This window comes from Massilia sp. Root418 (assembly GCF_001425265.1).
In the GTDB taxonomy this organism is placed as follows: Bacteria; Pseudomonadota; Gammaproteobacteria; order Burkholderiales; family Burkholderiaceae_D; genus Rugamonas.
This window is the reverse complement of sequence record NZ_LMEC01000003.1, coordinates 33,543-55,353: the sequence shown is the minus strand read 5'-3', so window position 1 is coordinate 55,353 and position 21,811 is coordinate 33,543. Positions and strand designations below refer to the sequence as shown.

Sequence of the window (21,811 nt, the reverse complement as noted above, 5' to 3'; positions counted from 1 at the left end):
GAGAGCCGCCTCAAACGCCCAGGCCCGCGCCCGCCCCCAGCAAGGTGGCAATACCGATCGCGGCAAAGATGGCCGCCGCAATCCCGTGCACCAGCTTGAGCGGGATTTTCGTGGCCACGCTCTTGCCCAGGTAAACCGCCGGCACATTGGCCAGCATCATGCCGAAGGTGGTGCCGGCCACCACTGCCAGCAGGCTGTCGAAGCGCGCCGCCAGGGCCACGGTGGCGATTTGCGTCTTGTCGCCCATCTCGGCCAGGAAGAAGGCGATCACGGTGGCCGCGAACACGCCGTACTTGGCGGTCGGCTGCGCGTCCTCGTCGATCTCGTCGGGCACCAGTATCCAGGCCGCCATGGCCAGGAAGGACAGGCCCAGTACCCAGCGCAGCACGTCCGGCCCCATCAGGCCGGTGATGAAGCTGCCCACGGCGCCGGCGAAGGCGTGGTTGGCCACCGTGGCCGTGAAGATGCCCAGCACGATAGGGATGGGGCGGCGGAATTGCGCGGCCAGGCAAAATGCGAGCAGCTGGGTTTTATCGCCGATTTCAGCGAGGGCAACGATGCCGGTGGAGAGAAGAAAAGCTTCCATGTGATGAGGTCTTCAGGGCCGGACGTTAACCAAAGATCCAGGAGCGACTCCGGCCCATCGCGGCCGCTCCTCGATCGATAGTCTCGTCAAGCGTGCAGCACGCGCATGATGCGCGCGGCTGTTGCCATCTGCGCCACGGCCTGCGGGCCGATTATGTTGACGCAGATTCTTCCGGTGGGAGCCGGAAGCCGACTACTCCCTAAAGTTCAGGGCGCATTATAGCAGACTGAAAATCCAACCCTTCTATGCTATTCTGCTCCGCGCCCTTTCTTAACCAAAGAAGACTATGCAAAACCATACCCCCCTGCGCTTGCTGTTGTGCGCGCTGCTGGCCCAGACCGGGACCGCCGCCATGGCGCAAGACCCGCTCAGCTACGCCCGCTACGACCAGGTCCGCACCACGGACCTGCATCTCGACCTGAAAGCGGACTTCGGCCGCAAGACCCTGAGCGGCTATGCCGAACTGACCCTGAACTGGCTCGACAAGTCGGCCCGCTCGCTGGTGCTGGACACGCGCCAGCTCAGCATCGCCAAGGTGCAGGTGCTGCAGCCGAACGGCCGCTGGGCGCCCGCCTCCTATATGATGGACAAGCCCGACGCCGAGAAGGGCCAGGCCCTGCGCATCGCGCTGGCGAACCAGCCGGAGAAGGTGCGCGTGTACTACCGCACCGCGCCCACCGCGTCCGCCCTGCAGTGGATGACGCCGCAGCAGACCATGTCCGGCAAGCGTCCCTTCATGTTCAGCCAGTCCGAAACCATCGACGCGCGTTCCTGGGCGCCGGTGCAGGACACGCCCGCCGTGCGTTTCACCTACAGCGCGCGGGTGGATGCGCCGTCCGGCCTGCGGGTGGTGATGAGCGCCGAGAACGACCAGAAGGCCAACGGCCAGGGCGGCTGGAAGTTCAAGATGCCGCAGCCGATCCCGTCCTACCTGCTGGCCATCGCCATCGGCGAAATCGAGGTGCGCAATCTCGGCCCGCGCACGGCCGTGTATGCCGAGCCGGCCCGCATCGACGCAGCCGCCCACGAGCTGGCCGACACCGAGAAGATGATCGACGCCGCCGAGTCGCTGTACGGCCCGTACCGCTGGGGGCGTTACGACATGCTGGTACTGCCGCCGTCCTTCCCCATCGGCGGCATGGAAAACCCGCGCATGACCTTCCTCACGCCCACCATGATCGCGGGCGACCGCAGCCTGGTGGACCTGATCGCGCACGAGCTGGCGCATTCCTGGTCCGGCAACCTGGTCACCAACGCCTCGTGGAAGCACTGGTGGCTGAACGAAGGCTTCACCACCTACGTCACCACCCGCATTGTCGAGAGCCTGTACGGCGCCGAAGTGGCCGAGATGGGCCTGCAGCTGGAGCAGGAAGAGCTGTTCGCGTCGCTCAAGGACATCCCGGTTCCCAAGCAGGCGCTCATCACGCGCGACCCGGACACCGGCACCGCCACCTATACCGACGAAGGCCTGGCCTATCCGAAGGGCGCCTGGCTGCTGCACACGCTGGAGCAGCGCGCCGGCCGCGCCGTGTTCGATCCCTTCCTGCGCGGCTGGTTCGACCAGCACGCCTTCCAGTCTGCCACCACCGAGCAGTTCGTGAGCTACCTGCAGAAAAACCTGCTGGCCCAGCACCCCGAGGTGATGACCCAGGCCGAGCTGGATGAATGGCTGTACGGCGCGGGCGTGCCCGCCAGTGCCAGGCGCGTCACCTCGCCGCGCCTGGCAGGGCTGGACGCGCAGCGCGACGCATGGCTGAAGGGCGAACTGGCCACCCCCAGCCTGGCCACCAAGAACTGGATCGCCATCGAGTGGATGCACTTCCTGAACGACATCGACGGCAAGGCTGGCGCCGCCCAGCTCAAGGAACTGGACCAGGCGTTCGGCCTGGCCAAGAGCGGCAATAACGAGGTGGCGTTCCGCTTCTACCTGGCGTCCGTGAAGGCCGGCTACGACGTGCGCGCCCCGCTGAAAAGCTTCCTGCTGAGCGTGGGCCGCAAGAAGTTCGTGGTGCCGCTCTACACCGCGCTGCTGAAGAACCCCGCCGACCGCGACTGGGCGCTGGCGCTGTACAAGGAAGCACGTCCGCGCTACCACCCGGATACCCAGAAAGCGGTCAACAAGCTGCTGGAGAAGAAATGAAGGCAGTGAGCACCAGACTGGCCGCCGCGCTGCTGCTGGCATGCGCCACCGGCGCCTGGGCCGCCCCCTCCGCCGATGCGGCGCCGGTGCTGGCAGCCGCCTCGGCATCGGCGGCGGCTGCCGCGCCGCAAGCCGCCTTCGACCTGGACGCGGACGTCAACCGCGTCCTGAAAACCTTCGATGTGCCGGGCATTGCCATCGCCATCGTCAAGGACGGCAAGGTGGTCGCCGCCAAAGGCTACGGCGTGCGCAGGCTCGGCGAGCCGGCCCCCGTCACGGGGCGCACGCTGTTTGAAGTGGCGTCCAATTCCAAGGCCTTCACGGCCGCCGCGCTGGCCATGCTGGTGGACGAAGGCAAGCTGAAATGGGACGACCCCGTCACCAAACACCTGCCCGGTTTCCAGATGTACGACGCCTACGTCACCGGCGCCATGACCGTGCGCGACCTGCTGACCCACCGCAGCGGCCTTGGCCTGGGCGCGGGCGACTTGATGTGGTGGCCGACCACCACCTTCACCAGCGACGAGATCATCGACCGCCTGCGCTATCTCAAGCCAGCCACCAGCTTCCGCAACAGCTACGCCTACGACAACCTGCTCTACATCGTGGCCGGCAAGATCATTGCCAGCAAGGCCGGCAAGTCGTGGGGCGAGGCGGTGCGCGAGCGCATCCTGGCGCCGCTGGGCATGGACGGCAGCACCACCAGCGTGGCCGAGATGCTGAGGAGCGCGGACTATGCCGCGCCGCACAGCAAGGTCGGCGAAACCACCACCGTGGTCAAGCCCATGCCGGTGGAGAACGCCGCCGGCGCGGTCGGCATCAACACCAGCGCCGAGGACATGGCGCGCTGGATGACCATGCTGCTGAACGGCGGCAAGGCGCCGGACGGCAGGCAGCTGGTCAGCGACAAGCAGCTGCGCGAAATGTGGACCGCGCAAACGCCGATGAAGATCACCGAGCCCAAGCCGCCGCTGGCGGCCACGCGGCCGAACTTCGCCGCCTACGGCCTGGGCTTCCAGCTGCGCGACTACCGCGGCCGCAAGGTTGCCCTGCACGGCGGCGCGCTGCAAGGCTTCTACTCGCGTGTGCTGCTGGTGCCGGAAGAAAAGCTGGGCATCGCCATCCTCACCAACGCGGAGAACAGCGGCTCCATGGCGGCGCTGCAGTGGCGCCTGCTGGACCAGTACCTGAACGCGCCCGCCACCGACTGGATCGGCATCGTCTCGGCCGACGAGCAGGCCAAACACCAGGAAGAGCTGGCGAAAGTGGGCAAGGCCTCGTCGGCGCGCGCGGCCGGGTCGCAGCCCTCGCTGCCCCTGGCGGCCTACGAAGGCGAATACCAGGACCCCTGGTATGGCCTGGTCACCATCACGCGCGAAGGCCGGAAACAGGTGATGCGCTTTGCGAAAACGCCGGACCTGGTGGGCGAGCTGGAACACTTCCAGCATGACAGTTTCATCGTCCGCTGGCGCCAGCGCAACTTCAACGCGGACGCCTACGTGAGCTTCGCGCTGAACCCGGACGGCAGCATCGAGCGCGTGAAAATGAAACCGGTATCGGCAGAGACAGACTTCAGCTACGACTTCCAGGACCTGAACCTGACCCCGGTCCCGCAAAAGTAGGGCGGGTTAGGCCGCAGGCCGTAACCCGCCATTACGGCAGCGTCAGCTCAAAAACCCGTCGCCTGCGCGCCGCAATCTCCGCCATGCCCTGCCGGAAGGCGGGGATGCTGTTAAACAGGCGGTCGAAACTGCCGTCCTTCTGCGCCAGCCGCAGTCCACGCTCGATGCGCGCCGCCAGCTCCGGCCGGCTGCGGCTGACGAAGAAATAAAACGGCACCCGGTAGTGCAGGAAGATGGTCGATTCAACCTGCAGGCCTTCGTCCGGGTGCAGTTCCAGCTCCGCCCACGCCTCCTGCACGCCGCGCGGCATATAGTCGAAGCGCTTCACGCGCAGCATGGGAAACAGGTACTCGTATCCGGACGAGGTCTCCACCGGCAGACCGTTAAAGCGCAGCACCTCGGTGGACGGCCAGTTGGCACCTGCGCCGGCCTTCAGCCGGCGCAGCTCATCGAGCGTGCGCACCGCCGCGAAGCGGGGCGCGTCCTCGCTGCGGATCAGGAATACGCGGTAATCATTGAGCTCCTTGATCAGCGAAATGCGCACTGGCAGCAGCTCGGCTTCGCGCCGGCGGTCGGTGCCGTCCCACATCACATTGATCACGCCATTGTTTTTCAGTTCGGTGTTGCGCCGCAGGCTGGTGAGTTCCCTGCCGTAGTAGGCCAGCTCGTACGGGCCGTCGCTGGCCACGGTCTTGTCCAGCGCGAGCTGCAGCAGACGCGGAAAATAGGAGGCATGCTCCTTGGCGCTGGTGGAGATGGCGGGCAGCACGAAGCGCTGCAGCGCCGGGTGGTTCGCCGGAGATGCCGCCGCCGGCCGGTCCGCCGCTGCCGCCGGCGCCGGCAGCATCGCCAGCGCCTGCAGCAGCAGGCCTATCAGCAGGCCGGACGGCATGCAGTCCTTAAGCCGCCTTGGCGGGCGTAATGGCTTCCGGCAGCGTGGCCACCTCTTCCTGCGCGATCAGGCGGTACACCAGCGCACCCAGCAGGGCGCCTGCGATCGGCGCCACCCAGAACAGCCACAGCTGGCTCACCGCCCAGTCGCCGACGAACACGCCCACGCCGGTGCTGCGCGCCGGGTTGACCGAGGTGTTGGTGACCGGGATGCTGATCAGGTGGATCAGGGTCAGCGCCAGGCCGATGGGCAGCGGCGCGAAGCCGGCCGGTGCGCGGCGGTCGGTGGCGCCCAGGATCACGATCAGGAACATCATCGTCATCACCACTTCGGTCACCAGCGCGGCGGTCAGCGAGTAGCCGCCCGGCGAATGCTCGCCGTAGCCGTTGGAAGCCATGCCGCCGGCCAGGCTGAAGCCCGCCTTGCCGCTGGCGATCAGGTACAGCACGCCGCCCGCTGCAATGGCGCCCAGCACCTGCGCCACGATGTAGGGCAGCAGCTTGTTGGCCGGGAAGCGGCCGCCGGCCCACAGGCCGATCGATACCGCTGGATTGAGGTGGCAGCCGGAGACGTGGCCGATGGCGTAGGCCATGGTCAGCACCGTCAGCCCGAAGGCCAGCGACACGCCCAGCAAGCCAATGCCGACGCCCGGGAAGGCCGCCGCCAGCACCGCGCTGCCGCAGCCGCCCAGCACCAGCCAGAAGGTGCCGACAAATTCTGCGCCATATGATTTCATGTGTACCCCTTGGTAAATTTAACGAATTAACAATTTATACCGGGGTGCAGCAAATGTCCATCCCTCCAGCGCCTTTTGCAGGCGCCGGGGGTGCTTACGGCTTCACGAATTTGAGCGTCATGCGGTCGCTCTCGCCGATGGCTTCGTACTTGGCGCGGTCCTTGTCCTTGTTGGCGTAGGTCGGCGGCAGCGCCCACACGCCTTCCTCATGGTCGGCCTTGTCCTTGGGGTTGGCGTTGATCTCCGACCTGGCCGCCAGCTTGAAGCCCGCGCTCTCGGCCAGCTTGATCACATAGGCTTCGTGCACGTAGCCGGTGCTGGCCTTGGCGTCCTGCTTCATCGCGGCCGGCAGGCGGTGCTCCACCACGCCGAACACGCCGCCCGGCTTCAGCGTGTCGTACACGCTGGCGAACAGCGCCTTCAGGCTGGCGTCGCCGTTGCCGATCCAGTTGTGGATGTTGCGGAAGGTGAGCACCATGTCCGCACTGCCCTTGGGGGCGTAGGTAAACACATTATTACTTGGCTCGAACGCGCCCAGCACCACCTTGTCGTACGACGCGGGCACGGCGTTCAGTTTGTCCTGGAAGCGCGCGGCGGCCTTGCGTATGTTTTCGCTGGCCGAACCGGGCGTGACGCCGGCGGCGATCAGCTTGCCGTCCTTGCGCAGGTAGGGGCCCAGGATCTCGGTGTACCAGCCACCGCCCGGCGACAGCTCCACGACGGTCATGTTGGGCTTGATGCCGAAGAAGGTCAGCGTTTCATAGGGATGGCGGGCCGGATCGCGCGCCACGTTGGCAGGCGTGCGGGCCGGGTTGGCGATGGCCGCTTTCAGCGCGTCGTCGGCGATGGCGGGAGCGGCAAGGCCGCAGGCGATGACGGCGCCCAGTATGAATTGTTTCATGCATGTCTCCAGGTGGTTGACGACCCGTATCGGTCGTGTGCGCCGATCATCGGGGAACTTCGGGAGCCGGTCAAGCGGATTCGATAGTGTCCGCCGCGGCCAGCCGGACACCGGCCGGACACCAGCCGGACACTTGCGCGGACACCTCGCGGACACTTCCGCCGCGAGCCGCTAGCGATCCGCAAGAGGCGCGCGCAATCTTTGCAATGGCACAAAACTTGCGTCATGGTGTGCTTTCCGGCGAAGGTTCTTTTGGAGAGACTATGGAACGACGTGCATTCCTCAACATCAGTGGCGTGGCCCTGGGCACCATGCTGCTGCCCGCCTACGGCAGGGCGATCGCGGCCGAAGAGCTGCTCAAGCCGGCGGACACCGCCTTCAAGAAGATGCTGGCCGATACGGCCATGACGGCCGCCACCCAGGCCGGCGCCAGCTACTGCGACGTGCGCATCGGCCGCTACCTGAACCAGTTCCTCACCACGCGCGACCTGAACGTCGAGAACATCACCAATACCGAGTCGGCCGGCGTGGGCGTGCGCGTCATCGCCAACGGCGCCTACGGCTTCGCCGCCACCAACGACGTGTCGCCGGATGGCGTGGCCGTCGCCGCGCGCCAGGCCGTCGCTATCGCCAAGGCCAACGCCAAGCTGCAAAGCGCACCGCTGCAACTGGCGCCGGTGACAGGGGCCGGCACCGTATCCTGGGCCACCCCCTACAAGAAGGACTGGCGCGCCGTGCCGATCAAGGACAAGGCCGAGCTGCTCATCGCCGGCAACAAGGCCGGCCTGGACGCGGGCGCGAGCTTCATGCAGTCCTTGCTGTTCCAGGTGAACCAGCAGAAGTACTTCGCCTCCACCGACGGCTCCTATATCGACCAGGACCTGCACCGCCTGTGGGTGCCGTTCTTTGCCACCGCCGTGGACAAGGCCAGCGGAAAATTCCGCTCGCGTTCCGGGCTCTCGTCGCCGGTCGGCATGGGCTATGAATACCTGGACGCGCGCAAGGAAGACAAGTTCCAGGCCGCCGGCGGCGTCACCACCCTGTACCGCAACTCCTACGACCTGATCGAGGATGCCCGCAACGCCGGCAAGCAGGCCAGGGCCAAGCTGTCCGCCAAGTCGGTCGAGCCGGGCAAGTACGACCTGGTGCTCAGCCCCGAACACATGTGGCTCACCATCCATGAATCCGTGGGCCACCCGACGGAACTGGACCGCGTGCTCGGCTACGAAGCCAACTACGCCGGCACCAGCTTCGCCACGCTGGACAAGTGGCAGTCGAAGAAATTCAAGTACGGCTCGGACATCGTCAACATCGTCGCCGACAAGACCACCCCGGGTTCGCTGGGCGCGGTCGGCTACGACGACGAAGGCGTGAAGTGCAAGCGCTGGGACATCATCCGCGACGGCGTGCTGGTGAACTACCAGGCCACGCGCGACCAGGCCCATATCATCGGCGAGAAGGAATCGCACGGCTGCTCCTACGCCGACAGCTGGAGCAGCGTGCAGTTCCAGCGCATGCCCAATGTGTCGCTGGAGGCGGGCAAGAAGAAGCTCACTCCGGATGAAATGATCAAGGATGTGAAGAAGGGCATCTACATCGTCGGCGACGGCTCCTTCTCGATCGACCAGCAGCGCTACAACTTCCAGTTCGGCGGCCAGCTGTTCTACGAAATCAAGGACGGCAAGATCACCCGCCCGCTGGAGGACGTGGCCTACAGTCCAACACCCAGGAATTCTGGAACGCGTGCAGCGCCATGTGCGACGAGCGCGACTGGCGCATGGGCGGCTCCTTCTTCGACGGCAAGGGCCAGCCTTCCCAGGTGTCGGTGGTCTCGCATGGTTCCAGCACCACGCGCTTCAACGGCATCAATGTGATCAATACCGCCCGCAAGATCGGTTAATTGTTCAGCTAACATCAGGACGACGACATGAAGATTTTGAGTCAGGAAGAAACCAAGCGCATCTGCGACAAAGTGCTGTCGCTGTCCAGGGGCGATGAGTGCGAAGTGAAGGTGACCGGCAGCCGCACCGGCAATATCCGTTACGCGCGCAACGCCGTGTCCACCGCCGGCCTGGTGGAGGACAGCCAGCTGACCGTGGCGGTGGCCTTCGGCAAGAAGCAGGGCGTGGCCAGCATCAACGAGTTCGACGACAAGTCGCTGGAAAAAGCGGTGCGCCGCGCGGAAGACCTGGCGCGCCTGGCGCCGGACAATCCGGAATTCATGCCGGCGGTGAGCAAGCAGGAATACAAGGCCAGCAACACCTACAGCAAGAACACGGCGGCCATCGATCCCGATTTCCGCGCCCAGGTGGCGGCCTACAGCATCGAGAACAGCCGCAAGAACAAGCTGCAGGCGGCGGGCTTCTTCACCGACAGCACCTCTTTCGAGGCAGTGGCCAATTCGAACGGCGTGTTCGGCCACCAGGAGGAAACCGGCGTGAACTTCACGCTGACCGTGCGCACCGAGGACGGGCGGGGCTCGGGCTGGGTGCGGCGCGACGCCGGCGACGTGAGCAAGTTCGACGCGCGCGAAGCGTCCGACGTGGCGATTGAAAAGGCGCTGCGCTCGGTGGATGCCAAGGCGCTGGAACCGGGCCGCTACACGGTGATCCTGGAACCGGCGGCTACCTCCGACCTGCTGGCCTACATGTTCAGCGCGCTGAGCGCGCGCAGCGCCGACGAGGGCCGCAGCTTCCTGTCCAAGAAGGGCGGCGCCAACCGCCTGGGCGACAAGCTGTTCGACGAGCAGGTCAACATCTGGTCCGACCCGTGGGACAAGGACATCGCCGTGACGCCGTGGGACAGCGGCAGTTTGCTGGCGCGCGAACGCATGGACATCGTCAGGAACGGCAAGGTCGCCGCGCTGGACTATTCGCGCTTCTGGGCACAGAAGCAGGGCAAGCGCGCGGTCGGCTCGCCGGGCAACTTCATCATGGCCGGCACCAACAAGGAAACGGCGGAGCTGATCGCCAACACCAAGAAGGGCGTGCTGGTGACGCGCACCTGGTACATCCGCATGGTGGACCCGCAGTCGCTGCTGCTCACCGGCCTCACGCGCGACGGCACCTTCTACATCGAGAACGGCAAGATCAAGCACCCCATCAAGAACTTCCGCTTCAATGAAAGCCCGGTCACAATGCTGAACAATATTGAAGAAGTGGGCAAGCCGGTGATACTGGGCGGCGACGAATCGCCCTACAAGCTGCTGATCCCGGCGATGAAGGTGCGGGACTTCAACTTCACGTCCCTGTCGGACGCGGTGTAACGGTACCGGCGGGTTACGCTGCGCTAACCCGCCCTACGAAACCCCCGGGTGGGAACTGTAGGGCGGGTTAGGCGCAGCCGTAACCCGCCAATTGAATCAGGAGAGATTGTGGAACGACGTACATTTTTAAAGGTGGGCGCCATCACCGGCGGCACCCTGCTGGTGCCGGTGTTCGGCAACGCGATCGCGGCCGAGGAGCTGCTCAACCCCATGGCGGTGCAGTTCAGGAAGTCGCTCGCCGACGCCGCCATGAACACCGCCACCAAGGCTGGCGCCAGCTACTGCGACGTGCGCATCGGCCGCTACCTGAACCAGTTCGTCACCACGCGCGACCTGAACGTGGAAAACATCGTCAATACCGAGTCCAGCGGCGTGGGTGTGCGGGTGCTGGCCAATGGCGCCTACGGCTTCGTCTCCACCAACGTAATGACGCCGGACTCGGTGGCCGAAGCGGCGCGCCAGGCGGTCGCCATCGCCAAGGCCAACGCGCGCCTGCAAAGCGCGCCGGTGCAGCTGGCGCCCGTCAAGGGCGTGGGCGAAGTGGCCTGGGCCACGCCCTTCAAGAAGGACTGGCGCGCGGTGCCGATCAAGGAAAAGGCCGAGATGCTGATCGCCGCCAACAAGGCCGGCATGGACGCCGGCGCCAGCTTCATGCAATCGACCCTGTTCCAGGTCAACCAGCAGAAGTACTTCGCTTCCACGGACGGCTCTTATATCGACCAGGACGTGCACCGCCTGTGGTCGCCCTTCACCGCCACCGCAGTGGACAAGGCCAGCGGCAAATTCCGCACCCGCCAGGGCCTGTCCTCGCCGGCTGGCATGGGCTATGAATTTTTCGACGCCGAGCCGCAGCACAGGATCCGCGCGCCGGGCGGCGTGACCACCCTGTACAAGGACCGCTACGACCTGATCGAGGACGCCCGCGCGGCAGGCAAGCAGGCGCGCGAAAAGCTCAGCGCCAAGACCGTGGAGCCGGGCAAGTACGACCTGGTGCTCAGCCCCGAGCACCTGTTCCTCACCATCCACGAATCGGTCGGCCATGCCACGGAGCTGGACCGCGTGCTGGGCTACGAGGCCAACTACGCCGGCACCAGCTTCGCCACGCTGGACAAGTGGCAGTCGAAGAAATTCAAGTACGGCTCCGACATGGTCAACTTCGTGGCCGACAAGACCGCGCCGGGCGCGCTGGCCACCGTGGGCTACGACGACGAAGGCGTGCAGTGCAAGCGCTGGGACATCATCAAGGACGGCGTTCTGGTGAACTATCAGGCCACGCGCGACCAGGCCCATATCATCGGCGAAAAGGAATCGCACGGCTGCTCCTACGCGGACAGCTGGAGCAGCGTGCAGTTCCAGCGCATGCCCAACGTGTCGCTCCAGGCGGGCAAGAAGCCGCTCACGCCGGACGAGATGGTGAAGGACGTGAAGAAGGGCATCTACATCGCCGGACGCGGCTCCTTCTCCATCGACCAGCAGCGCTACAACTTCCAGTTCGGCGGCCAGCTGTACTACGAGATCAAGGACGGCAAGATCAGTCCAACACCCAGGAATTCTGGAACGCGTGCAGCGCCATGTGCGACGAGCGCGACTGGCGCATGGGCGGCTCCTTCTTCGACGGCAAGGGCCAGCCGTCGCAGGTCAGCGCCGTGTCGCACGGTTCCAGCACCACGCGCTTCAACGGCGTGAACGTCATCAACACTGCCCGCAAGATCGGCTGAGGAGCTAGCGCAAGATGAAATTTTTGACCCAGGATGAAGCCCGGCGCATCTGCGAAAAGGCGATCGCCTTTTCCAAGGCCGACGAATGCCGCGTGAACCTGAGCGGCGAGCGCGAAGGCAATATCCGCTACGCCAACAACGCCGTGTCCACGGCCGGCCTGGCCGAGGACACGCAGCTTAACGTCACGGTCTCCTTCGGCAAGCGGGTGGGCAGCGCCACCATCAACGAGTTCGACGACAAGTCGCTGGAAAAGGCCGTGCGCCGCGCCGAAGATGTTGCGCGCCTGGCGCCCGAGAATCCGGAATTCCTGCCCAACGTCACGGCGCAGCAGTACAAGGCCACGCCCACGTGGAACAAGAACACCGCCGCCATCGACCCGGACTACCGCGCCGAAGTAGCGTTCCGCAGCATCGAGGCGGCGCGCAAGGCCAACCTGAAGGCCGCCGGCTTCTTCGACGACACCACGTCCTTCCAGGCGCACGCCAACTCGAACGGCGTGTTCGGCTACCAGGAACTGACCAGCCTCGGTTTCACCGTCACCACCCGCACCGAGGACGGGCGCGGCTCCGGCTGGGCCAAGCGCTACGCCAACGACGCCGGCAAGTTCGACGCGCGCGCAGCGTCGGCCATCGCCATCGAGAAGGCGCTGCGCTCTGTGGACGCCAAGGCGCTGGAACCGGGCCGCTACACCGTGATCCTGGAACCGGATGCCACCTCGGACATGCTGAACTTCATGTTCGGCGCCTTCGACGCGCGCAATGCGGACGAGGGCCGCAGCTTCCTGTCGAAGAAGGGCGGCGGCAACCGCGTGGGCGAGAAGCTGTACGACGAGCAGGTGAACGTGTGGGCCGACCCGTGGAACCCCGATGTGCCGGTACTGCCGTGGGACAGCGCATCCATGCTGGCGCGCGAGCGCGCCGACATCATCAAGAACGGTGTGGTGGCGGGCATGGACTACACGCGCTACTGGGCGCAGAAGCAGGGCAAGCGCGCCATCGGCCGCCACGGCAACGTCATCATGGCCGGCGGCACCAAGTCCACCGAGGAGCTGATCGCCAGCACCAAGAAGGGCGTGCTGGTCACCCGCACCTGGTATATCCGCATGGTCGATCCGCAGTCGCAGCTGCTCACCGGCCTCACGCGCGACGGCACCTTCTACATCGAGAACGGCAAGATCAAGCATCCGATCAAGAACTTCCGCTTCAACGAAAGTCCGGTCGCCATGCTGAACAACATCGAAGAGCTGGGCAAGCCGGTGGTGGTGGGCGGCACCAATGCCAGCTTCCAGATGCTGCTGCCGGCAATGAAGGTGCGCGACTTCAACTTCACGTCGCTGTCCGATGCAGTCTGAGCGCACGGCGGGTTACGCTGCGCTAACCCGCCCTACGAAACCCCGGCTGGGGCCCGTAGGGCGGGTTAGGCGCAGCCGTAACCCGCCAAGCGCCGTCCGGGGCTAAACCATGGCCAGCTTCGATTTTTACTTCACTCGCCTGACCTACGAGTCGGGCGACTGGGATGTGGACATCCGCATGCCGAGCAACGTGCTCAACTCGCTGGTCGAATACACGACCTTGCGGGTTGATCCCGTTGAACGGGTGGTGGCGCTGTCCGACCCGAAGATGCTCGAAGCGCCGTTCTGCTACCTGGCCGGCCACAAGCTGGTGCAGTTCACGCCCGCCGAGCGCAAGAACTTCGAGCGCTACGTGAAGGGCGGCGGCTTCGTGTTCGTGGACGATTGCAACCACGATATCGACGGCCTGTTCGCCAAGTCCTTCGAGGCCGAGCTGGCGACGATGTTCGGCCCCAAGGCCTTGCACAAGATCCCGAACAGCCATCCGGTGTATTCGAGTTTCTTCAAGTTCGACGGCCCGCCCAACACCAGCGTGGAGCTGAACGGCTGGGGCGACGACCTGGTGCACGACTACCTGAAGGCGATCGAGTTCGGCGGCCGGGTGCGGGTCTTGTACAGCAACAAGGACTACGGCTGCGAGTGGGACTACGACTTCCGCAACAAGCGCTGGCTGGTGGTGGACAACACCCGCTTCGCGGTCAACATAATTCAGTACGCATTGGGAGCATAACCGTGTCTGTGCAGTGGAATGAAAACGAAATCGGCGCTTTGACCGGCAAGGTGGCGGCGCTCAAGGCCAGCATGTCGCAAGTGATCATCGGCCAGCAGGATGTGATCGATTCGCTGGTGATCTGCCTGCTGGGCGGCGGACATGCGCTGGTGGAGGGTGTGCCGGGCCTGGGCAAGACCTTGCTGGTGAAATCGCTGGCGCAGGCCACCGAGATGGAGTTCCGCCGCGTGCAGTTCACGCCGGACCTGATGCCGTCCGATATCGTCGGCACCGAGATCCTGGAAGAGGAACACGCCACCGGCAAGCGCGAATTCCGCTTCCAGCAAGGCCCGGTGTTCACGCAAGTGCTGCTGGCGGACGAGATCAACCGTGCACCGCCCAAGACCCAGTCCGCGCTGCTGGAGGCGATGCAGGAGCGCGCCGTCACCTTCGCCGGCCAGACCCACAAGCTGCCCAGGCCCTTCTTCGTGCTGGCCACGCAGAACCCCATCGAGCAGGCGGGCACGTATCCGCTGCCGGAAGCGCAGCTGGACCGCTTCCTGCTGCGGATCGACGTCGGCTACCCGAGCGAGGCGGAGGAGGTGGCCATGGTGTCGGCCACGACGCATGCCGGCCTGGCGGACGCGCAACCGGTGATGGACGTGGCCACCCTGCTGCGCCTGCAGCAGCTGGTGCGCGATATCGAGATCGGCGACCACTTGCTGGTGTACGCAACGCGCCTGGTGCGCGCTACGCGCCCTAAGGAAAGCAGCGTGGCGGCGGTGCGCAAGCACGTGGGCTGGGGCGCCGGTCCGCGCGCGGGTCAGGCGCTGGTGCTGGCTTCCAAGGCGCGCGCGCTGATGCATAACCGGCTCGCTGTGACGCGCGAAGACATCGCCGCGATGCTGCTGCCGGTGCTGGCGCACCGCGTGCTGCGCAACTTCGAGGCGGAAGCGGACGGCGTCGCCATCGCCGACATCCTGGCTGCGCTGCGCAACGATATCCGCCCGGACTAAGCAGGGTAGCCGATGCTGGAATCACCCGCGCTGCTGGCGCACACCAACGACCTTGAGCTCATCATCCGCCACGTCCTGGCGGGGCTGGGCCACGGCATCCACGCGGGCCGCGAGCGCGGTGCCGGCGTCGAGTTCTCCGAGTACCGGGCCTACGCGCCGGGCGACGAGTGGCGCCGTGTCGACTGGAAGCTGCTGGCGCGCGCGGACCGCTATTACGTGCGCGAGGCGGAGCGCGACAGCCATGTCGCCACCTGGCTGTGGCTGGATGCCAGCGCGTCCATGTCCGAGCCCAGCCGCGAAGTGCCCAATGTCGACAAGCTGCGTTTCGCGGCCACGGTGCTGGGCTGCATCGCCGCTGTCGCGCAGCGCCAGGGCGACGCGTTCGGGCTGGTCATCTGTACCGGCGGGCGCACTGAATTCACGCCCGCTTCGCGCGGCCCGCGCCAGTTGCAGCGCGTGCTGGCGCAGCTGGCCAAGGCCAGGCCGCAAGGCGCCATGCCGGATGCCGCCACACTCAAATCCAGCCTGCATTTCGCGCGCGCGCCCAGCCTGGTGTTCGCCGCCGGCGACTGCCTGGAGTGGCCGTCGCCCCTGTCCGAGGCGCTGCTGCGCCTGCGCCACATGCGGCACGACGTGCGCCTGCTGGCGGTACGCACGCAAGCCGAAGTGGATGCCAGTTTCAATCCCGGCGCCGGCTACCGCGATCCCGAGCTGGACGTGCAGGCCGCGTCCCCGGCGGCATCCGTGGTGGACCCCGGGGTGGCAGCGATGACGGCATCCATGGCGGCATCCATGGCGGCGGCCCCCGCGCCGGCATCCGGCGGGCAGGCTGGCGCCCACATGCACCTGCTTGACGAAGCCGGCCGCGCCGCGTTCCGGGCCGCGTTGAGCGCGCACTTCGCCACTGTCAGCGGCGCCTGCCGGCGGCATGACATCCCCTACTACGAAGCGCGCGTCGAGCAGTCACTGGCAGAGGTGCTGCGCGGCTGGCTGCAACTGGCATCGCCGCGGGCGAGGGCACGATGATGGCAAGCGCCCAGCCCCTGTGGTGGTTCGCCCTGCCGCTGCTGTTGCTGCCGATCTGGTGGCACAGGCAGAAACGCCAGCGTATCAAGTCCGAACCGCTGGCGACGGCCCGTTTCCTCCCGGCGGCCCCGCCGCAGACCGTTCGTATCTGGCGCTGGGAAGACCTGCTGCTGCTCGCCTTGCGCTGCCTGTTCCTGATCGCCTTGATCGGCTGGCTCGCCGCCGTAAGCATGCCGTGGCGCGGCGACACCGTCTTCATCGATCCCGCCTTGACCGCCCGCGAGCAGGCCGCAGCTGCACTGCCAGCGCGCGGCCCCGCAGCGGGGCCGGCATCCCCAGCCCAAGCTGCCGCTTCCGCCTCGTACTGGATTGAGCAACAAGTCGCCGCCGCCGGAATGAGCGGGGCGCAGCGCATCGCCCTGCCGGCTAATGCCCTGCAGTGGCTGCAGGCGAACGAACACGCATGGCGCCCAGGCGCGCGCCTGCTCATCCTTGCCCAATCCATCCCCATGCCCGCCCAACTCCCGCCGCTGGCCCATATGGTCGACATCCGCGTGTTGCCCCCTGTCGTCGCCGCAGCCGATCGCGCCGCCGCCACAGCAGCCGATCGCGCCGCCACCGCCGCCACAGCCGGTCGCGCCGCTCCCGCCACCGCCTCTGCGGCCGCTGCCGGTCGGGCGGCCACTGGCGCCGCCGCCGCTCCCGCCACCGGCACAGCCGCTGCCGAGCGCCCGGAACACCGCATTGCCCTGTCAGCTCCGCCTGAGCACCTGGCCGCCTGGCGCGCAACGTTCGCGGCATTCGAATCGGCTGGCCATGGCCGCTACATCATTGAAGACAAGCCCGGCGCCGGAACCGGGCTGATCGTCTGGGACTCGCAGGCCGCGCCGCCGCCCGGCTGGCACGCGCCCTTGTGGTGGCTGCCAGCGTCGGCTCCGCTCGCGGCGCTCGGCGCAAGGGAACCCCTCGCCAAGCCACTGACGATCAACGGTCTCACGCTCCAGATCACCGACAGCCCGCGCGGCCGCCTGTGGCTCTCTCCCGCGCTGCCGCCGCAGAACGCCGACGCCGCCCGTGCCCTCTACGAAACGTGGCAATCGCTGACGCGCCCCGCGCAACCCTATCCCCTGCCAGCGCAGCAGCTGCCGCCGCGCCGCAGCACGCCGCTCGCCATGCCCGGCACCCCACCCGCTGCCTGGCTGGCCTACCTGCTGCTTGCCCTGTTTGCCCTCGAACGCCTGATAACCCATGCCCGCCGACGCTGACTTCCGCTCCACCGTGCAGCGCCGGTTGTGGCGCGCCGTCCTGCTGCGCCGCGCGCCGCTATGGGCCGCTGCGCTGCTGCCAGTCCTGCTCCTGTTCGCAAGCGCCGCGCTGCGTTCCACATCCAGTACCACCCCGACCACCGCCGCTGCCGCCGCCGGCGCTCTGGCCACGGACAGCCTGCCCGGCCCCGGCGTGGATGCCATCTTCTTCCCGTCGATCATCCTGCTGACCGCCTGGCTGCTCTGGCTCGCCTTCGACGTGCGTGCCTTGCGCCGGCGTGTTGCCGCCGAGTGGCCGCGCTGGCTGGACGCAGCCGTACCCGCGCTGGAAGACAGCAGTGCGTTGCTCGCCACCGAACCCGCCACCCCGGTCGCCCGTCTTCAGCGCGCCCGCCTGCAAGAACGCATCCTTGACGTGCTCCGAGCAGACGACTGCCGTGCTATCGCCCGCACCCGCATCCGCCTCGCCGTCCTGCCCATCGTCGCCAGCCTGCTGTGTGCGGCATCGGCCTACGCCTGGCAACAGTCCCAGGCCGCGCCCGTGCGCCAGGGCCCCAAATCCGCGCCAGGTAAAACCCGACCGCCAGCCTCGGGCGACATCGTCCTCCGCGTCACGCCACCCGCATACACGAAGGCCGCTCCCTTCGAAGCCGATGCCGGTGACATCCAGGTGCCCCAGCACAGCCAGGTGCGCTGGTGTCACAAGCGCGCTGGCGAGCTGCCCGCTACGATCGAACTGAGCGACGGCCAGACCCTCGCGCTGGCGCAGGACTGCGCCACCTGGACCGCCACCGAATCGCTGTTCTGGCGCCTGCGAGGCGCAGCCGGGAATGCCGGCGGCAGCCGCCACAACATCCGCGTCACCATAGACCAGGCGCCGCAAGTGTCCATTCTCGCGCCCATCGAAGCCATCCAGGTGCTGGCCGCCGGAACCCAGTCCGTGCAACTCGCGGTGGCTGTGCGGGACGACTACGGCATCGCCCGCGCCAGCCTGCACCTCACGCTGGCGCGCGGCAGCGGCGAAAACATCCGTTTCAGCGACCGCGAACTGCCACTGCCGCAATCGCCCGACCCGCGCACACGCAACTGGCAAAAGAACTGGTCCCTCGCCGAACTGGGCATGGAGCCCGGCGACGAGCTGTACTTCTTCGTGCGCGCCACCGACAACGCGCCCGGCCAGCCGCACACCGTGCAGACCGCCACCTACACGCTACGCCTGCCTGGCCCGCAATCGGAAAGCCTGGATTCCTCCGCGCTGTCCACCATGGTCAAGCCGCAGAGCCTGCGCAGCCAGCGCCAGATCATCATCGACACCGAGCAGCTGCTGGCCGACGCGCCCCGGCTGAGCGCCGCCACGCTGCGTGAGCGCAGCGAGTCCATCGCCAGCGACCAGTCTCGCCTGCGGCTGCGCTATGGCCAGTTCCTCGGCGAAGAATCCACCTTGTTCGGCGACGATGAGCATAGCCACGGGGACGGGCACGATCATGGCGCCGAGGCCGGGCATGCCCCAAGCGGCGGCTTTAAGGACGGCAGCATGGCCAGCATCGTCGCGGAGTTCGGTCACAAGCACGACGAAACCGACAACGCCACCATCTTCGATCCGAAGACCAAGGAAGTGCTGCGGCGTGCGCTGAAGGCCATGTGGGACGCCGAGAAGCAGCTGCGCGCCATGGCGCCCAAGGCCGCGCTTTCGCCCGAGTACGAGGCGCTCGACGCCATCAAGGAACTGCAGCAGGCCGAACGCGTCTACCTGCACCGCACCGCCTTTGTGCCGCCCGCCATCAAGGAAGAAAAGCGCCTGACGGGCGACGTGGTCGGCGCGCAAAGCACCCGGCGGGCACAGGGTGTGGCCGATGACAAGGTTCCGCAAGACGTGCGCGAGCTGGTGCAGGCGCTCGCTTCCAGCGGCGCGCTGCCTGCATTGTGGAGCAGGAGCGCGCGCGAGATCATCGCCGCCCGCATTGGTGGGGACGAACACAGACTGGCCGCGCAGCGCGCCGTGCAGGACGTGGAAGACGGCTGCACGGATTGCCGCGCCGTGCTGCGCGCCTACCTGCGTGCCACTCTCACCGAACCGGGCGTGGTGCTGCAGGCGCAGCCGCAGTCCGACAGCGTATTCCGCCAGGCGTGGCGCGGCAAGGAGCAGCCATGATGGCCAATGTGGACTTGTTCGGCATGGCCTTCGGCTTCGGCGCCGCCAGCGCGGGCGTTATGCTGGCAGGGATGGTCAGCGCTGCGCTGTATGCGCGCAAGAACCGGGCCGCCGACGCCGCGCTGGCGGTGGTGGCCGCGCTGTCGCTTGCTGCCTTGCTGGCTTCACCCACGCAGCCCGCCACGGGTGCCGGTGAGATCGCCATTGCCTCCGAGCCGATGACCGCAGCCGCAGCCGCAGCGCCGGTTTCTTCCGCGCCGCCGGGGCAAGCCAGACCTGCCGCGCCGGGCGGCGCCGCCGCAGCGGCAGCGCCGCCCGGCGACACGCTGATACGCGCGCTGCTCGCCGTGCCGCAAGCCGGTTCGATTGCGCTGACAGGACCTGGCCTGCGCGCCGCGCAGTGGGACGACCTGCCGGCGCGCCCCTTGCGCTGGACTGCGCCGCAAGGCGAACTGCTCCGGCTTGAATTCCCGCGCATGCTGCCGCTGGGCCGGAGCTTTACCCTGTCGGCGCGCCACAGCGGCGCGCAGCCGGGCTGGCGTCTCCAGCTGCTTGCCGAGAACGGCCAGCTCCTCGCCGAAGCAGCACAGCCGGCCGGCGCTGCACCGCTGACCCTCGCCTGGCAGCCTCCGCTTGCCGAGCAACTGCTGCTGCAAGCACGCCTGCTCGACGCTGCCGGCAAGCTGGTCGCGCAAGGACCGGTGCCGTTGCTGGTGGTGCCGCCGGTTCCGCTGCAGATCATCGGCCGCTTCGGCGCGCCATCGTTCGATGCCCGTGCGCTGAACCAGCTCCTTACCGACAGCAACGCAACGCTAGACTGGCAAACCACGCTGGGCAAAGGCTTGAGCCGAACCGAAACGGCGCGTGCCGACCTGGCCGAGCCGAATGCGCAAGTGATGGATGCCGCCTGGTTCGAAGCGCTGTCCGCACCCGCGCGCGCCGCATTGCTGGCGCAAACAGGGCAGGGCGTGCCGCTGATTATCCTGGCCGGCAACGCAGGCGACGCCGCCCTCTGGCAGCGGGAACTCGCGCTACGCCTGGCGCCGCAGGCGCCCTCGACGGAAAAGGACGACATCCGACAGTTCAGGATAGGCGGCGAACAGCTCACCATGCCGCCAGCCTCGCTCAACCCTGCCGGCCAGGAGAGCGGGACGTGGCGCGCAGCTGCAGCGGACAGCAAAGGCCGCCCCTGGCTTTGGCAGCGCACGTGGAAGAAGGGACGCATCAGCTGGGTCGGGGTGTCGGACTGGCACCGCTACGGCATTTCGTCGCCCGCTGCGCTGGGCCAGTGGTGGCAGGCGCTGCTCGACAGGGCGGCGGACGGCGCCACGCAGAAGATGGCCTGGCAGCAGCCGGACCCGATGCCGGTTGCCGGGTTGCGCACCGAAGTGTGCGCGCAGGGGGCCGAGGCCGGCGCCGCGCTGCACATCGATGGCTTGCCCGCCACGGCATGGCAAGCGCGCCGGGCCCGCGCAGAAAGCGTCTGCGCCGCGTTCCTGCCACGGCAGCCGGGCTGGCTGACCTTGCGCAGCGGCGCGTCGGAGCATCGCATCTACATCCACGCCGCCGGCGACTGGCCCCTGTGGCAGCAAGCCCTGAGGCAGGATGCCACGGCGCTTTACGCCGCGCGCACGCCGGAAGCGCCGGCGGCGGGCGGCGCGCGCAGTCCGCTGCCTTCCTGGCCCTTCGCCTTCGTTTGCGCCGCGTGCATGCTGCTGCTCTGGCGCCGCGAGCGCCGCTAGACCAGGCCGCGCTCACGCCGCGCCCACGCCGAGTTCACTCCGCGCGGTCCTGCCACTGCTGGACGTAGGCGGGCGCTTCGCCTGCGCCCTCGGCGGGAATGGGCGCGGCGCGCACGCGCTGCAGCGGCAGCACGCCGGTCCAGGTGTCGATGGCCATGTCTTCGGCGTCGTCTTCCGGTCCGCCTGAGCGCACTTTGCACGCGGCTTCTTCGAGTGAAATGCGCATCACCGTGGTGGCGGCGTATTCCTTGTCGCTGCCGCCGCGTATGTGCGCCTGGCGGCCGGGCAGCAGCTGCTCCATGAACGCCTCCATCGTGCTGCGCTTGGCGTCGCCCTCCACCACTTCGAACTGGCCGTACACCATCGCCGAACGGTAGTTCATCGAGTGGTTGAAGGCCGAGCGCGCCATCACCAGGCCGTCCACGTGCGTGATGGTGACGCAGGATGGGCTGTCGGCCAGGCGCTTGAGCATGCGGCTGCCGTTGGAACCGTGGATGTATAAATAGCCGCCTTCACGCCAGCAAGCCGTCGGGATGCAGTGCGGGCCATGCTCGTCGGTGAAGGCGATGTGGCACACGTAGGCGTCGTCGATGACGGCGTACAGGGTGGCGGTGTCGTAGGCGGCGTTGGCCGGAATGCGGCGTACGCGGGTGCGGGGAGAGGTATGTGTTTGCATGTCCTGCAATATA

The 21,811-nt window shown here is 67.1% G+C and carries 15 protein-coding genes, 2 pseudogenes and 1 riboswitch; of the genes and pseudogenes, 12 read left to right on the top strand and 5 right to left on the bottom strand.

The window, feature by feature from the left end:
- Positions 1-10 precede the first annotated feature (10 nt).
- Positions 11-586 carry a TMEM165/GDT1 family protein gene (locus ASC94_RS06720; protein ID WP_056392583.1) on the bottom strand — a complete coding sequence of 192 codons (576 nt, stop codon included), beginning with the start codon at positions 584-586 and terminating at the stop codon, positions 11-13.
- A 27-nt stretch (positions 587-613) separates the two neighbouring features.
- Positions 614-786, bottom strand: a riboswitch (yybP-ykoY riboswitch).
- Between the two features lie 86 nt (positions 787-872).
- Between ASC94_RS06720 and ASC94_RS06715 the strand changes: the two genes are divergently transcribed.
- Together ASC94_RS06715 and ASC94_RS06710 are read left to right on the top strand one after the other, a co-directional pair.
- A complete protein-coding gene (locus ASC94_RS06715; RefSeq protein WP_056392581.1) occupies positions 873-2,726 on the top strand; it encodes a M1 family metallopeptidase in 1,854 nt (617 codons plus the stop codon).
- Positions 2,723-4,348, top strand: coding sequence for a serine hydrolase (locus ASC94_RS06710; protein ID WP_056392579.1), 1,626 nt, complete (start codon positions 2,723-2,725; stop codon positions 4,346-4,348). Before ASC94_RS06715 ends, ASC94_RS06710 begins: the two co-directional genes overlap by 4 nt.
- A 31-nt stretch (positions 4,349-4,379) precedes the next feature.
- Here ASC94_RS06710 and ASC94_RS06705 read toward each other — a convergent pair whose 3' ends face one another.
- From ASC94_RS06705 to ASC94_RS06695, 3 genes are all read right to left on the bottom strand, one after another.
- The gene (locus ASC94_RS06705; protein ID WP_056392578.1) at positions 4,380-5,240 is read right to left on the bottom strand and encodes a hypothetical protein; all 861 of its coding nucleotides are present in this window, start codon (positions 5,238-5,240) and stop codon (positions 4,380-4,382) included.
- Between the two features lie 7 nt (positions 5,241-5,247).
- A complete protein-coding gene (gene aqpZ, locus ASC94_RS06700; protein ID WP_056392576.1) occupies positions 5,248-5,976 on the bottom strand; it encodes an aquaporin Z in 729 nt (242 codons plus the stop codon).
- Between the two features lie 94 nt (positions 5,977-6,070).
- Positions 6,071-6,877 carry a class I SAM-dependent methyltransferase gene (locus tag ASC94_RS06695; protein ID WP_056392574.1) on the bottom strand — a complete coding sequence of 269 codons (807 nt, stop codon included), beginning with the start codon at positions 6,875-6,877 and terminating at the stop codon, positions 6,071-6,073.
- A gap of 263 nt (positions 6,878-7,140) precedes the next feature.
- Between ASC94_RS06695 and ASC94_RS06690 the strand changes: the two are divergent.
- The 10 genes and pseudogenes from ASC94_RS06690 (at position 7,141) to ASC94_RS06645 (ending at position 21,122) form a co-directional block, all read left to right on the top strand.
- Positions 7,141-8,777, top strand: a pseudogene (locus ASC94_RS06690) (TldD/PmbA family protein).
- Between the two features lie 27 nt (positions 8,778-8,804).
- Positions 8,805-10,142: a TldD/PmbA family protein gene (locus ASC94_RS06685; RefSeq protein ID WP_056392572.1), complete on the top strand. Its 1,338-nt coding sequence runs from the start codon at positions 8,805-8,807 to the stop codon at positions 10,140-10,142.
- 108 nt (positions 10,143-10,250) lie between these two features.
- Positions 10,251-11,860, top strand: a pseudogene (locus tag ASC94_RS06680) (TldD/PmbA family protein).
- 14 nt (positions 11,861-11,874) lie between these two features.
- On the top strand, positions 11,875-13,212 hold the full coding sequence (locus tag ASC94_RS06675) for a TldD/PmbA family protein (RefSeq protein ID WP_056392570.1): 1,338 nt from the start codon (positions 11,875-11,877) through the stop codon (positions 13,210-13,212).
- 109 nt (positions 13,213-13,321) lie between these two features.
- Positions 13,322-13,942, top strand: a complete 621-nt coding sequence (locus ASC94_RS06670; protein ID WP_056392568.1) for a DUF4159 domain-containing protein — start codon at positions 13,322-13,324, stop codon at positions 13,940-13,942.
- A 2-nt stretch (positions 13,943-13,944) separates the two neighbouring features.
- On the top strand, positions 13,945-14,937 hold the full coding sequence (locus ASC94_RS06665) for an AAA family ATPase (RefSeq protein ID WP_373888101.1): 993 nt from the start codon (positions 13,945-13,947) through the stop codon (positions 14,935-14,937).
- A gap of 12 nt (positions 14,938-14,949) precedes the next feature.
- Positions 14,950-15,963 carry a DUF58 domain-containing protein gene (locus ASC94_RS06660; RefSeq protein ID WP_056392562.1) on the top strand — a complete coding sequence of 338 codons (1,014 nt, stop codon included), beginning with the start codon at positions 14,950-14,952 and terminating at the stop codon, positions 15,961-15,963.
- Complete coding sequence (locus ASC94_RS06655; RefSeq protein WP_056392560.1) at positions 15,960-17,228, top strand: BatA domain-containing protein; 1,269 nt, start codon at positions 15,960-15,962, stop codon at positions 17,226-17,228. The genes ASC94_RS06660 and ASC94_RS06655 overlap by 4 nt, the downstream gene beginning before the upstream one ends.
- Positions 17,212-19,380, top strand: a complete 2,169-nt coding sequence (locus tag ASC94_RS06650; RefSeq protein WP_056392559.1) for a DUF4175 family protein — start codon at positions 17,212-17,214, stop codon at positions 19,378-19,380. Before ASC94_RS06655 ends, ASC94_RS06650 begins: the two co-directional genes overlap by 17 nt.
- Complete coding sequence (locus ASC94_RS06645) at positions 19,377-21,122, top strand: hypothetical protein (protein ID WP_056392557.1); 1,746 nt, start codon at positions 19,377-19,379, stop codon at positions 21,120-21,122. Before ASC94_RS06650 ends, ASC94_RS06645 begins: the two co-directional genes overlap by 4 nt.
- Before the next feature lie 34 nt (positions 21,123-21,156).
- On the opposite strand, the gene ASC94_RS06640 is transcribed toward ASC94_RS06645, so the two are convergent.
- The gene (locus tag ASC94_RS06640; RefSeq protein WP_056392628.1) at positions 21,157-21,798 is read right to left on the bottom strand and encodes a pyridoxamine 5'-phosphate oxidase family protein; all 642 of its coding nucleotides are present in this window, start codon (positions 21,796-21,798) and stop codon (positions 21,157-21,159) included.
- Positions 21,799-21,811 lie beyond the last annotated feature (13 nt).

Coding starts and splice junctions, on each gene's coding strand:
- ASC94_RS06720 (WP_056392583.1), bottom strand. CDS start 586: ATGGAAGCTTTTCTTCTCTCCACCGGCATCGTTGCCCTCGCTGAAATC.
- ASC94_RS06715 (WP_056392581.1), top strand. CDS start 873: ATGCAAAACCATACCCCCCTGCGCTTGCTGTTGTGCGCGCTGCTGGCC.
- ASC94_RS06710 (WP_056392579.1), top strand. CDS start 2,723: ATGAAGGCAGTGAGCACCAGACTGGCCGCCGCGCTGCTGCTGGCATGC.
- ASC94_RS06705 (WP_056392578.1), bottom strand. CDS start 5,240: ATGCCGTCCGGCCTGCTGATAGGCCTGCTGCTGCAGGCGCTGGCGATG.
- aqpZ (WP_056392576.1), bottom strand. CDS start 5,976: ATGAAATCATATGGCGCAGAATTTGTCGGCACCTTCTGGCTGGTGCTG.
- ASC94_RS06695 (WP_056392574.1), bottom strand. CDS start 6,877: ATGAAACAATTCATACTGGGCGCCGTCATCGCCTGCGGCCTTGCCGCT.
- ASC94_RS06685 (WP_056392572.1), top strand. CDS start 8,805: ATGAAGATTTTGAGTCAGGAAGAAACCAAGCGCATCTGCGACAAAGTG.
- ASC94_RS06675 (WP_056392570.1), top strand. CDS start 11,875: ATGAAATTTTTGACCCAGGATGAAGCCCGGCGCATCTGCGAAAAGGCG.
- ASC94_RS06670 (WP_056392568.1), top strand. CDS start 13,322: ATGGCCAGCTTCGATTTTTACTTCACTCGCCTGACCTACGAGTCGGGC.
- ASC94_RS06660 (WP_056392562.1), top strand. CDS start 14,950: ATGCTGGAATCACCCGCGCTGCTGGCGCACACCAACGACCTTGAGCTC.
- ASC94_RS06655 (WP_056392560.1), top strand. CDS start 15,960: ATGATGGCAAGCGCCCAGCCCCTGTGGTGGTTCGCCCTGCCGCTGCTG.
- ASC94_RS06650 (WP_056392559.1), top strand. CDS start 17,212: ATGCCCGCCGACGCTGACTTCCGCTCCACCGTGCAGCGCCGGTTGTGG.
- ASC94_RS06645 (WP_056392557.1), top strand. CDS start 19,377: ATGATGGCCAATGTGGACTTGTTCGGCATGGCCTTCGGCTTCGGCGCC.
- ASC94_RS06640 (WP_056392628.1), bottom strand. CDS start 21,798: ATGCAAACACATACCTCTCCCCGCACCCGCGTACGCCGCATTCCGGCC.